Origin of the sequence: Pseudomonas endophytica, assembly GCF_001411475.1 — a bacterium.
GTDB classification, from domain to species: Bacteria; Pseudomonadota; Gammaproteobacteria; order Pseudomonadales; family Pseudomonadaceae; genus Aquipseudomonas; species Aquipseudomonas endophytica.
This window is the reverse complement of the sequence record NZ_LLWH01000057.1, coordinates 1-11,621: the sequence shown is the minus strand read 5'-3', so window position 1 is coordinate 11,621 and position 11,621 is coordinate 1. Positions and strand designations below refer to the sequence as shown.

The 11,621-nt window shown below is 53.8% G+C and carries 11 protein-coding genes; 4 read left to right on the top strand and 7 right to left on the bottom strand.

Annotated features, from left to right (window positions below; translation table 11 throughout):
- Positions 1-55: 55 nt before the first annotated feature.
- From AQS70_RS05520 to rpmH, 6 genes are all read right to left on the bottom strand, one after another.
- A complete protein-coding gene (locus tag AQS70_RS05520) occupies positions 56-1,672 on the bottom strand; it encodes an ABC-F family ATP-binding cassette domain-containing protein (RefSeq protein ID WP_055101905.1) in 1,617 nt (538 codons plus the stop codon).
- A 182-nt stretch (positions 1,673-1,854) separates the two neighbouring features.
- Positions 1,855-3,222 carry a tRNA uridine-5-carboxymethylaminomethyl(34) synthesis GTPase MnmE gene (gene mnmE / locus AQS70_RS05515; RefSeq protein WP_055101904.1) on the bottom strand — a complete coding sequence of 456 codons (1,368 nt, stop codon included), beginning with the start codon at positions 3,220-3,222 and terminating at the stop codon, positions 1,855-1,857.
- Positions 3,223-3,304: 82 nt separating this feature from the next.
- Positions 3,305-4,990 (bottom strand): membrane protein insertase YidC, encoded by a 1,686-nt coding sequence (yidC, locus tag AQS70_RS05510; protein ID WP_055101903.1) that lies wholly within the window; start codon positions 4,988-4,990, stop codon positions 3,305-3,307.
- Between the two features lie 13 nt (positions 4,991-5,003).
- Positions 5,004-5,237, bottom strand: a complete 234-nt coding sequence (yidD, locus tag AQS70_RS23130; protein WP_082428040.1) for a membrane protein insertion efficiency factor YidD — start codon at positions 5,235-5,237, stop codon at positions 5,004-5,006.
- On the bottom strand, positions 5,230-5,631 hold the full coding sequence (gene rnpA, locus AQS70_RS05505) for a ribonuclease P protein component (RefSeq protein ID WP_206542128.1): 402 nt from the start codon (positions 5,629-5,631) through the stop codon (positions 5,230-5,232). The genes yidD and rnpA overlap by 8 nt, the downstream gene beginning before the upstream one ends.
- A 16-nt stretch (positions 5,632-5,647) precedes the next feature.
- A complete protein-coding gene (gene rpmH / locus AQS70_RS05500; RefSeq protein ID WP_003213577.1) occupies positions 5,648-5,782 on the bottom strand; it encodes a 50S ribosomal protein L34 in 135 nt (44 codons plus the stop codon).
- 564 nt (positions 5,783-6,346) lie between these two features.
- Here rpmH and dnaA point away from each other — a divergent pair.
- Together dnaA and dnaN are read left to right on the top strand one after the other, a co-directional pair.
- Positions 6,347-7,864 carry a chromosomal replication initiator protein DnaA gene (gene dnaA, locus AQS70_RS05495; protein ID WP_055101901.1) on the top strand — a complete coding sequence of 506 codons (1,518 nt, stop codon included), beginning with the start codon at positions 6,347-6,349 and terminating at the stop codon, positions 7,862-7,864.
- 38 nt (positions 7,865-7,902) lie between these two features.
- Positions 7,903-9,006: a DNA polymerase III subunit beta gene (gene dnaN, locus AQS70_RS05490; protein WP_055101900.1), complete on the top strand. Its 1,104-nt coding sequence runs from the start codon at positions 7,903-7,905 to the stop codon at positions 9,004-9,006.
- An 85-nt stretch (positions 9,007-9,091) separates the two neighbouring features.
- Here the strand turns inward: dnaN and AQS70_RS05485 are convergent, their stop codons facing one another.
- On the bottom strand, positions 9,092-9,781 hold the full coding sequence (locus tag AQS70_RS05485) for a GntR family transcriptional regulator (protein ID WP_055101899.1): 690 nt from the start codon (positions 9,779-9,781) through the stop codon (positions 9,092-9,094).
- Positions 9,782-9,921: 140 nt separating this feature from the next.
- Here AQS70_RS05485 and AQS70_RS05480 point away from each other — a divergent pair, with 140 nt between their 5' ends.
- Together AQS70_RS05480 and AQS70_RS05475 are read left to right on the top strand one after the other, a co-directional pair.
- Complete coding sequence (locus AQS70_RS05480; protein ID WP_055101898.1) at positions 9,922-11,007, top strand: ABC transporter ATP-binding protein; 1,086 nt, start codon at positions 9,922-9,924, stop codon at positions 11,005-11,007.
- A 1-nt stretch (position 11,008) separates the two neighbouring features.
- Positions 11,009-11,621: ABC transporter permease (locus AQS70_RS05475; protein WP_055101897.1), on the top strand; the 613-nt coding region annotated here is incomplete at its 3' end.

The window sequence follows — 11,621 nt, the reverse complement described above, 5'->3', positions numbered from 1 at the left end:
TGGCTGACACTCGAATACAAGGCGATCAATAGGATGACGGTAACCCGTGTGGAGTTTAAACAGGCGTGTTAAGCCAGCCGTCGGCACTTGCGCAGAGCCTGTGGGTAATGCCAATCGCATCCAGGAACATTTCGTCGTGTGAGGTCACGATCAAGGTGCCCGTGTACTGTTGGAGCATGGTTTGCAGCGCCAATAATGAGGTTAAATCTAGGTGATTCGCGGGTTCATCGAGCAATAACAACTGTGCGGGGTCTTGGGCGTAAAACACGCAGGCCATGGCGGCTTTCAAGCGTTCGCCTCCACTGAGTTGTGCACAGGGTTGATTGACGTGTGCCGCTCCAAGCCCTAGCTGCGCTAATCGGATACGGCACTCACTTTCGTCCAATTGCCTGTTTAAATCTCGTAATTGCTCAAGAACTGAACGATCGAGCTCTAAAAGCGCGAGGTGTTGATCGAGATAAGCGGTTTCCACCTTGAGCGCGATCTGCCCTGCCATGACTGAGAGTTGCCCGGCCAAAACCTTGAGTAAGGTTGACTTGCCGCATCCATTGGGTCCGATCAAGGCGACTCGTTGGCCCCGAGAGAGCGTAATACTCAGCGTACGCAATGATTCGAAGCCGTATGGCAAGCGAGCATCTATCAGCTGCGCGACGAGAGTGGCTGAGTGCGTAGGCGCTTCAGGCGCGTAGATAAAGATCGCTTTTTGTTCTTCGACCTGGCTGGCCGCCTGCTTAACCTGCGCCGATAACGTTTCACGTAACGCATGTTGATGCTGGCGTACTTTGCCGAAACTGTTTTGGCTTTGATCTTTTTGCCGTCCTAGCAAAATCTTCGCTTGATTGCTGATGCTGGCGCTTTTTTGACCTCGGGACTGCCTGCGCTCTAGGCGTTCAACCTGTTCGCGTAACCGCTGTTCTTCTCGTTTACGCTCTAGCTTGGCCTGTGCCAATTGCTGTTCAGCTGCATGCTGCTGCTGAGCTTTAGCCTGTGCATAAAACGAGTAACCGCCGCCGTAGCAAATGATCCCTTGGGATGAGAGTTCGAGGATGCACTCCATGGACTCCAGCAGCTCGCGATCATGACTTATCAACAGTAACCCGTGAGACCAGCGACTGAGTTGTTCTTGCAGGGCCAAACGATGCTCGCGATCCAGATGGTTGGTTGGCTCATCTAAAATCAGCAACTGCGCCTGAGACATGAAGGCGCCCATCAATGCGACGCGCATGGCTTCGCCGCCACTGAGTGTTGATATCAGTGTCGATGGGGTCAGGTGTGTCAGGTTGTGTTGAGTTAACTGATCGAGCAACTGCTGGCGGATGTTCCAGTGCTCACCGACACCGTCAAAGTCTGCTTGCGCCACACTGCCTTGTTCGATGCGCTCAAGCGCTTGGATGATGGGCTGAACCCCTGTCAAACCGGCGACAGTTTGCTCCGGGCCGTAACTGATGTGCTGAGATAGGTAATACACCTTTCCGGCGCGTAGGCAACGACCCGTGGTTGGCGAGATATCCCCAGCAATCAGTCGCGCCAACCTACTTTTACCCACACCATTACGGCCGACAAGGCCGGTGTGGCGCTGATCGAGGTGTAAAGAGAGGTCAGAAAATAGCAGCCTGCCATCAGGCAACTGATAAGAAACGCCTTCTAGCGTCACATAAGTATCGTGAGTCATAGGTACTCCATAGATGCACAGATCTACCCCTGTTGCAGGGGAATCAAGAACTGGCCGCAAACGTCGCGGCGGCATCAATGGCGCATTGGACTAATACCTCAGTTATCCACACATGTGTAGGAACGAGCTTGCTCGCGATCTTTTAAAAAATCAAATGGTCGCGTACAAACTCGCTTGCTCAATTACTTACCAATACAAAAGCTAGAGAAGATCCGCCCCAGCAGATCATCCGAACTGAATGCCCCGGTAATTTCGCCCAAAAATTGCTGGGCCATGCGCAAATCCTCGGCCAATAACTCACCGGCGCCCGCCAGGGTCAGCTGAGATCGACCATGCTCAAGGGCATCGCTAGCGTGCTGTAAGGCCTCCAAATGACGACGACGGGCGCTGAAGCTGCTTTCAGAGGTCTGCTCGTAGCCCATGCACGCCTTGAGGTGTTCACGCAGTAAATCGAGACCTTCTGTTGAGCGAGCACTCAGGCTAATGGTCACATGGCCATCTGCACTGACTTCAAGTTCAACCGCTTCCCCACTGAGGTCTGCTTTGTTACGAATCAAAGTCACTTTGGCGGGGTCTGGACGGTGTTCCAAAAACTCAGGCCAGAGGGCGAAGGGATCATTGGCTTCCGGCGCAGTAGCATCCACCACTAGTAGCACTCTGTCCGCCTCGCCAATGGCTTTAAGCGCTCGTTGCACACCGATTTTCTCGACCTGATCTTCGGTATCACGCAGGCCAGCGGTGTCCACCACGTGCAGGGGCATGCCATCTATGTGGATATGTTCACGCAATACATCCCGCGTCGTCCCCGCGATTTCGGTCACGATGGCGGCTTCACGGCCTGCCAGCGCATTAAGCAAACTGGACTTACCGGCATTCGGTCGACCGGCAATCACCACCGTCATGCCATCACGCAATAAAGCCCCTTGGCCTGCTTCACGCTTTACTGTGGATAACTCTTCGCGCACTTTGTCGAGCATTCCCAGCACATGGCCATCGGCTAAAAAGTCGATTTCTTCTTCCGGGAAGTCGATCGCCGCTTCAACGTAGATACGCAAACTGATCAGTTGTTCGGTCAAGTTATGCACACGGTGCGAGAAAGCCCCCTGCAATGACCGCAATGCGTTGCGGGCTGCCTGTGCAGAACTTGCTTCGATAAGGTCGGCAATGGCCTCGGCCTGAGCCAGATCGAGTTTATCGTTTAAAAAGGCGCGCTCACTGAACTCACCCGGACGGGCCAAGCGGCACCCTAGTTCAACGCAGCGCTGCAATAGCATGTCCAATACGATCGGGCCGCCGTGGCCTTGCAACTCCAGCACATCTTCGCCGGTAAAAGAATTGGGGCCTGGAAAATACAGCGCAATACCTTCATCCAGTACCTCACCGCTTTCACCATGAAAAGGTCCGTAATGGGCGTAGCGCGGCTTGAGTTCACGGCCAGTGAACGCGTGCGCTGCGAGGCTGGCGAGTGGTCCGGAAATACGCACGATCCCCACACCACCTCGGCCTTGGGCGGTTGCCACAGCAGCAATAGTTTGTGCCGGAACACTCATAAAAACGGGCCTCAAAAACAAAAGTGACGGATAGCAAAACGCCCCACTAGGGGGCGTTTTGAGTGGTGATCAACAGAGTAAGTTAAGCAGCTTCTTTTTTGGTAGCGGCTTCGATCTTACGTGTGATGTACCACTGTTGAGCGATGGACAGGCAGTTGTTCACTACCCAGTACAGCACCAGACCCGCTGGGAACCACAGGAAGAAGAAGGTGAAGATGATTGGCATCAGCTTCATCACTTTGGCCTGCATCGGATCCGGAGGTGTTGGGTTCAGACGCTGCTGGATGAACATGGTTGCGCCCATGATGATCGGCAGAATGAAGAACGGATCTTTAATCGACAAGTCGGTAATCCAGAGCATGAAAGGCGCTTGACGCATTTCAACGCTTTCCAGAAGTACCCAGTACAAGGACAAGAACACCGGCATCTGCACCAGGATTGGCAAGCAGCCACCCAGTGGATTGATCTTCTCTTTTTTGTACAGCTCCATCATTGCTTGCGACATCTTCTGGCGATCATCACCGAACTGCTCTTTAAGAGCGGCCAGTTTTGGTGCCACAGCGCGCATACGAGCCATCGATCTGTAGCTGGCGGCCGACAGCGGGAAGAAAATCCCTTTGATCAGCATGGTCAGGAAGATAATCGACCAACCCCAGTTACCGACCAAGCTGTGGATATGTTGCAGCAGCCAGAAAATTGGCTGGGCAATGAACCACAAGATGCCGTAGTCGACAGTCAGTTCCAGACCTGGGGACAACTCTTTGAGTACACCCTGGCTTTTTGGACCTGCGTACAAGATCGCGCTGGTTTCACCTGTTTTGCCTGGTTCAACTGTCAAGGTTGGGCCAGTAAAACCGATGATGTAATTGCCTTGGTTATCTTTGCGGGTCTGAACGACGTTGTTATCGCCTTTCTGTGGAATCCACGCGGTCACAAAGTAATGTTGCAACCAAGCAACCCAACCGCCTTGAACGGCTTCTTTCAATTGGCCCTTGTCGATATCTTTCATCGACACTTTTTTGTACGGCTCTTCACTTGTCCACAGGGCTGCGCCCAAGTAAGTGGCAGTGCCGGTAGCGGTGCTGGAAGAAGGATCAGAGCTGGCATCGCGTTTCAATTGCGCGAACAGGTTGCCGGTCCACGGCTTGCCGCTCTCGTTATCAATCAAATAGCTGACTTGAACATCGTACAGACCACGTTTGAACGTGAAACGTTTGATGTAGTTGACGCCGTCTTCACTGAACTTGAGGTCAACGACTAACTGATCTTGGCCTGGAGCCAACTCAAAAGTCTTTTTATCAGTGCTGAAAACCGGGCGACCTGAAGCGCGAGCATCTGGACCGTCAACGCCAGTCAGGCCACTTTGTGCCAGATAAGTGCGCTCGCCGCCGTTATCGAACAGCTGGAAAGGGACATCCGGGTGGTCTTGACGACGTGGATAAAGCGGCAGACGCAACTGGGCAACATCACCACCCTGTGGATCAATTGCAATATCCAAGACATCGGTTTTTACGTGGATCAAATCTTTGCTAGCAGCAACCGGCGTTTCAGTCGGTGTGCTGGTATCGGTATTTGCAGTGGGTACATCGGCACTGTTTGAAGCGTTGTTACCTGGTACCGAATCAGGCAAACCCTGCGCGGTAGTATTGCTGGCGGCAACATTCTGAGTCGGCAGCGCAGCTTGGCCATAATCTTGGTTCCATTTCAGAACCATAACGTAGGACACGACTGCGAGAGCGACGATCAGGATCGTGCGTTTAATATCCATGATTACTCGGCCATCAAGAAGAACGGGAGGTAGGGATAGGTGGAACCGGGTCGTAACCACCGGGATTCCACGGGTGACAGCGACCTAAACGACGAAAGGTCAGCCAGCCTCCGCGAAGAACGCCATGATTTTCGATGGCTTCCAACGCGTAGCAGGAACAACTGGGGTAGAAACGGCAGTGGTTGGCCATCAAAGGACTAATGGCATAACGATAAAACTGGATCGGAACGAGGGCCAGTTTACGCATCAGGACTGCCTACCCCTACAGTTTCGGATTTAACCGTTGGAACTGGCGTGTTACGGGCCAGACGTTTCCACAGTTTTCCGAAATGCTGAATCAATTCGGGGTTCTCTACGTCACCCAAACCTTTGCGCGCGACGATAACGATATCCCAACCAACCAGTAACTCCTGGTGGAGACGAAACGATTCACGCATCAAACGCTTAAGGCGATTGCGCTGAACGGAGAGCTTTACGCTCTTTTTCCCGATCACTAACCCCAAACGGGGGTGATCAAGATCGTTGCTGCGCGCAAGGAGCAGGAGATTTTTCCCCGGAACCTTGCCGGTGGGGGAGTCAAAGACCGCCTTGAAATGTCGGGGAGTGAGTAACCGCTTTTCCCGACTGAAGTCCTGACTCACCACCATTGTCTGATTATCAAACTGCCAGACGCGCACGGCCTTTGGCGCGGCGACGCGACAGGACTGCACGGCCGTTTTTAGTAGCCATGCGAGCACGGAAACCGTGAGTGCGGGCGCGTTTGATAGTGCTTGGTTGGAAAGTACGTTTCATGTCGTGCTACCTGGTTCGTCCACAACGGGCCGGAATGGCCCCCGTTTTAAGAGACCGGCGATTCTAGTGAATGCAGGCCAATAGGTCAATTTCCAACCAACGCTAAGGGCTAAATAGATGCCAGCGGTTGTACACACCGAATAACCTTGGCCAATCATAAAAATAAAAAAACGAAGTATTTAAAGCTCTTTTAAAGAACTTATAACTCTTAGCCACCCAGTTAACTGTGGATAAGTTAATGAAGACCTTATAAATCAAGGCATGCAGAGAATGACAACACTGTCGAGAAACGGTGCTCTGCCTGTGCTGCGACCTCGGATAAGCTGTGCACGAAAGGCGCCTTTATCCACAGGCGACTTATGCACAGAGTTTTGACCCCACTTGTGCAACGAGCTTAGGGGCGCTTATCCACAGACCTTATGCACATACCATTTGTCGCTTTGTTAACCGCTGAAAACGCGACATCTCCTTATTGGCAGGCAACCTACATGTGGATAAGTGGGCGAGTGATCGCTACAATGGCGCCTGTTTTTGCCTCACCGGCTTTCAACTTAGGGGATATCCGTGTCAGTGGAACTTTGGCAGCAGTGCGTAGAGCTTTTGCGCGATGAGCTGCCTGCCCAGCAATTCAACACCTGGATCCGTCCACTACAAGTCGAAGCCGAAGGCGACGAGTTGCGTGTGTATGCACCCAACCGATTTGTTCTCGACTGGGTTAACGAGAAGTACCTGAGCCGTTTGCTTGAACTCCTAAATGAGCACAGCAACGGCATGGCGCCAGCGCTGTCCTTATTAATAGGCAGCAAACGCAGCTCGGCACCGCGCGCCGCGCCTAATGCGCCACTAGCCGCAGCGGCTTCTCAACAGCAGGCCGCGTCTGCGCCAGCGCCAAGCGCACCTGCTAATACCGCGCCCGCTCCTGCTCCGGCGCCTAAACAGTCGAACCCGGCGAACGAAGAACCTTCACGTGATAGCTTCGACCCGATGGCCGGTGCCAGTTCTCAACAGGCGCCAGCCCGTGCCGAGCAACGCACGGTGCAGGTTGAAGGTGCGCTTAAGCACACCAGCTACCTCAACCGAACGTTCACCTTCGAAAACTTCGTAGAGGGCAAGTCCAACCAACTGGCCCGTGCGGCGGCATGGCAGGTTGCCGACAACCCCAAGCATGGCTACAACCCGCTCTTTCTATATGGCGGTGTTGGCTTGGGTAAAACCCACTTGATGCACGCGGTGGGCAACCATCTATTAAAGAAGAACCCGAATGCCAAGGTTGTGTACCTGCATTCCGAGCGTTTTGTAGCCGACATGGTCAAGGCCTTGCAGCTCAACGCTATTAATGAGTTCAAGCGCTTCTACCGCTCGGTAGACGCGCTGCTCATTGATGACATTCAATTTTTTGCCCGCAAAGAGCGCTCTCAAGAAGAGTTCTTCCACACCTTCAACGCTTTGCTTGAAGGCGGTCAGCAAGTGATTCTGACCAGTGACCGTTACCCAAAAGAGATCGAAGGGCTTGAAGAGCGCCTAAAATCTCGCTTCGGCTGGGGTTTGACGGTAGCCGTTGAGCCGCCTGAGCTTGAGACGCGCGTAGCGATCCTGATGAAAAAGGCAGATCAGGCCAAGGTCGACCTGCCCCATGATGCCGCGTTCTTTATTGCCCAACGCATTCGCTCCAACGTGCGAGAGTTGGAAGGCGCGCTCAAACGCGTCATTGCTCACTCGCACTTCATGGGCCGCGACATCACCATCGAGCTGATTCGTGAATCTCTAAAAGACTTGCTGGCGTTGCAAGACAAACTCGTCTCTGTGGATAACATCCAGCGCACAGTGGCCGAGTACTACAAGATCAAAATTTCGGACCTGCTCTCCAAGCGTCGTTCACGCTCGGTAGCCCGCCCTCGGCAAGTGGCCATGGCGTTGTCCAAAGAGCTGACCAACCACAGTCTGCCGGAAATCGGCGATGTGTTTGGTGGTCGCGACCACACCACCGTTTTGCACGCATGCCGCAAAATCAATGAACTCAAGGAATCCGACGCGGACATCCGCGAGGACTACAAGAACCTGCTGCGAACCCTGACAACCTGATGACACCAAAGCAGCTAATTAAGGCAAGGGACTAGACCATGCATTTCACCATTCAACGCGAAGCCTTGTTGAAACCCCTGCAACTGGTCGCAGGCGTTGTTGAACGCCGCCAGACCTTGCCGGTATTGTCCAACGTGCTGTTGGTTGTCCAAGGCCAGCAACTGTCGCTGACCGGTACCGACCTTGAGGTTGAACTGGTCGGCCGCGTTCAGCTCGAAGAGCCAGCTGAGCCTGGCGAGATCACCGTACCTGCGCGCAAGTTGATGGATATCTGCAAAAGCTTGCCCAACGATGCTCTGATCGACATCAAGCTCGATGATCAAAAGCTCGTGGTCAAGGCAGGTCGTAGCCGCTTTACCTTGTCTACGTTGCCTGCCAATGATTTCCCGACGGTTGAAGAAGGCCCTGGCTCGCTAACGTGCAGCCTGCAGCAAAGCAAACTGCGCCGCCTGATTGAGCGCACCAGCTTTGCCATGGCCCAGCAGGACGTTCGTTACTACCTTAACGGGATGTTGCTGGAAGTCTCGGCCGGGATCATTCGTGCCGTGGCCACTGACGGCCATCGTTTGGCTATGTGCTCGATGAAAGCTGACATTGGTCAACCCGACCGCCATCAAGTGATCGTGCCGCGCAAAGGTATTCTTGAAATGGCGCGCTTGCTGACTGAGCCGGACGGTGAAGTGAGCATCGTATTGGGCGCGCATCACATCCGCGCGACCACGGGCGAGTTCACTTTCACTTCCAAACTGGTAGACGGTAAGTTCCCGGATTACGAACGCGTACTGCCTAAAGGCGGTGACAAAGTTGTGATTGGTGATCGTCAAGCGCTGCGTGAAGCGTTTAGCCGCACGGCCATTCTGTCCAACGAAAAGTACCGTGGTATTCGTCTGCAATTGGTCAATGGCCAACTTAAAATTCAGGCCAACAACCCGGAGCAGGAAGAGGCGGAAGAAGAAGTGGGCGTTGACTACAACGGCGGCTCGCTCGAAATTGGTTTCAACGTGAGCTACCTGTTAGACGTGCTGGGCGTGATGACCACTGAGCAAGTGCGTCTGATTCTGTCTGACTCCAACAGCAGCGCCCTGGTACAAGAGTCGGATAACGACGACTCGGCCTACGTTGTTATGCCAATGCGTCTGTAAGGCATACCCTGGCACGCATCGGTTAAGCCTTATGCGATACCCCTAAAAGCCCTGAATTTCAGGGCTTTTTGCGTTTAATCATGGCCTAAAGCGATATCAGATGTTTTAGCGGGTGATGGCCAGCTTTTAGCGTGGCGGCGACATCAAGAATCGCCTTCTCAATACCATTCAAGTGGATGCACGTCAGCTCAATCGCGGCACTTTGATTACCAGCCTCTATGTATTCGATCAAACGCAAATGCTCGTCGTCGCGACAAGCTTGGTGGCTGTCATCATCGAGCGCGGCGGCATACAACGAGGCGCGAGAAATCAGCTTCTGGAACCAGTCCAGCAACACCGGATTGTTCAGGCTTCGCGCCAGTTTGATGTGGAACTCACCGAGCAAGTGAATCAACCGCTCATGGTCCCCGTTGCGGTGTGCTTCGTCTTCAAGCAACAGGTGATCTCGTAAATCGCGGGTCACTGCAGTGTCCCGGCGTCGACACAGTTCACTGACGATACCGATCTCAACCAGACGTCGCGTTTCGAACAGCGAGCGAATCTCTTCATCACTCGGCAAAGACACGGATGCACCTTTATTGGGCTCTGTGGTAACCAGCCCATCCGCCTCTAATTGCTTCAATGCAGCACGAACCGACGTTCGGCTCACATTAAAAAGCTCGGCCAAAGACGCCTCGCCGAGCTTCATCCCTGGCCTCAACGAACGCTTGCTAATGGCCTCGTAAACCCCTTGGTAGACGCGGTCGACCGTGGTTTCAAGTTTCTTATCGGTCATATAAACACTCCTTTAGCATCCGACAACCGGCCCCAAGCGGTGAGCAGCCTTTAAAAAAGGGGGTTGCATGGGCAGATTAATCCGGTTATTCCTAGATTGCATCCAGATATTGCATACAATAATTAGAGGAATGCACCATTATGGGTCATCCAGTGGCAGTCGAAGTGCGTAACGTCTTCAAACGGTATTCCGACGATCCGGGGCTAACGCCAGCCCTTGATGATGTTTCAGTCGACATTGCCGACAACGAGTTCTTCACCTTGCTTGGCCCTTCCGGTTGCGGAAAAACAACCCTACTGCGCACCATCGCGGGCTTCGAGCATGTCAGCGATGGGGAGATTCGCCTCGCAGGGGAGCCGGTCAAAGATTTGCCGCCGTTCAAACGACGGGTCAACACTGTTTTCCAGAGTTACGCGCTGTTCCCCCACATGAGTGTCGCGCAGAATATCGCCTTCGGCCTCGAGATGCAGGGGCTTGATCGCACACTGATCCCCAAGCGTGTCGACGAGATGCTGGCGTTGGTGCAAATGCAACACTTGGCCAAGCGCAAACCTGCCGAATTATCAGGTGGGCAGCAGCAACGCGTGGCACTGGCCAGGGCTCTGGCACCTAAGCCCAAAGTACTGCTACTGGATGAGCCGCTGTCGGCGCTGGACCTCAAGCTGCGCAAAGAGATGCAGGTCGAACTCAAGCGTGTGCAAAAGGAAGCCGGGATCACTTTTATTTTCGTGACCCACGATCAAGAAGAAGCCCTGACGCTGTCAGATCGAATTGCTGTGATGTCCGCGGGCAAGATTCTACAGATTGGAACGCCGAATGATATTTACGAGCGTCCGCAGCATCAGTTTGTCGCCCAGTTTATTGGTGACATCAACTTCTTGCCGGGCCATTTGAAACGCGGCCAGCACAACCAAAAACTCTTTGTGCCCAACGGCATGCCGGTAGAAATTCCCTGCCCGGCTGAAAGCTTCGACGGGGCGAAAGTGCAACTGGCATTCCGCCCAGAGCGCTCACAATTGGTCGACTTCGAGCAGCCGCATCACTTGCGCGGTGTGATCGAAGCCGTCTTGTACGTCGGCACCGCAACGCTTTATCAGTGCCGGTTGAACAACGACATTAAAGTCATGCTGCGTGAAAACAACGAAGGGCTTAACCGCGGTCGTGTGGTCGGAGATCGCGTAGCGGTCAACCTGCCGCCCCATGCCTGCCTGTTGATGGAGGCTTGAGATGAGCGTCAGTAGCACTTCTCCCGCGCTCAACCGTGCGCTGTTGCTAAGCCCGGTCATTCTCACTTTGCTGGCGCTGATCGCCATTCCGTTGGGCATCATGGGCTACATCAGCTTGCTGCCGCGCAACGTCTATGGCGGTGTCGATTGGCAGGCTGACTGGCACTTACAAAGCTACGTGCAGCTTTTTTTCCAAGAAGGTTTCGACGGTGAGTTGGAACTCAATTGGGTATACGCCCAAGCACTGCTGCGTTCAGTGTTTCAGGCGGGCGGCACAACCCTTTTGTGTTTCCTGTTTGGCTTCCCTGTGGCGCTGTGGATGTCTAGTCTGACCCCGCGCCGTCGCAACCTCATGGTGTTGCTGATCACCATTCCGTTCTGGACCAACCTGCTGATCCGCAACTACGCGTGGTTAATCATCTTGCGTGAGCACGGCTGGGTCGCCCAGACCCTCAATGCGCTGTTGCCTCAAGCCGGGGGCATCACCCTCCTCTATAACGACTTTGCGGTCAGCGTAGGGCTGGTCTACAGCTTTTTGCCGTTCATGATTCTGCCCATTTACTCCACCCTCGAAAAACTCGACTGGCGCTTGGTGGAAGCGGCGTACGACCTCG

Bases quoted from the DNA above. Each gene is read 5' to 3' on its own strand.
- AQS70_RS05520 (WP_055101905.1), bottom strand. From the start codon at position 1,672: ATGACTCACGATACTTATGTGACGCTAGAAGGCGTTTCTTATCAGTTG.
- mnmE (WP_055101904.1), bottom strand. From the start codon at position 3,222: ATGAGTGTTCCGGCACAAACTATTGCTGCTGTGGCAACCGCCCAAGGC.
- yidC (WP_055101903.1), bottom strand. From the start codon at position 4,990: ATGGATATTAAACGCACGATCCTGATCGTCGCTCTCGCAGTCGTGTCC.
- yidD (WP_082428040.1), bottom strand. From the start codon at position 5,237: ATGCGTAAACTGGCCCTCGTTCCGATCCAGTTTTATCGTTATGCCATT.
- rpmH (WP_003213577.1), bottom strand. From the start codon at position 5,782: ATGAAACGTACTTTCCAACCAAGCACTATCAAACGCGCCCGCACTCAC.
- dnaN (WP_055101900.1), top strand. From the start codon at position 7,903: ATGCATTTCACCATTCAACGCGAAGCCTTGTTGAAACCCCTGCAACTG.
- AQS70_RS05485 (WP_055101899.1), bottom strand. From the start codon at position 9,781: ATGACCGATAAGAAACTTGAAACCACGGTCGACCGCGTCTACCAAGGG.
- AQS70_RS05480 (WP_055101898.1), top strand. From the start codon at position 9,922: ATGGGTCATCCAGTGGCAGTCGAAGTGCGTAACGTCTTCAAACGGTAT.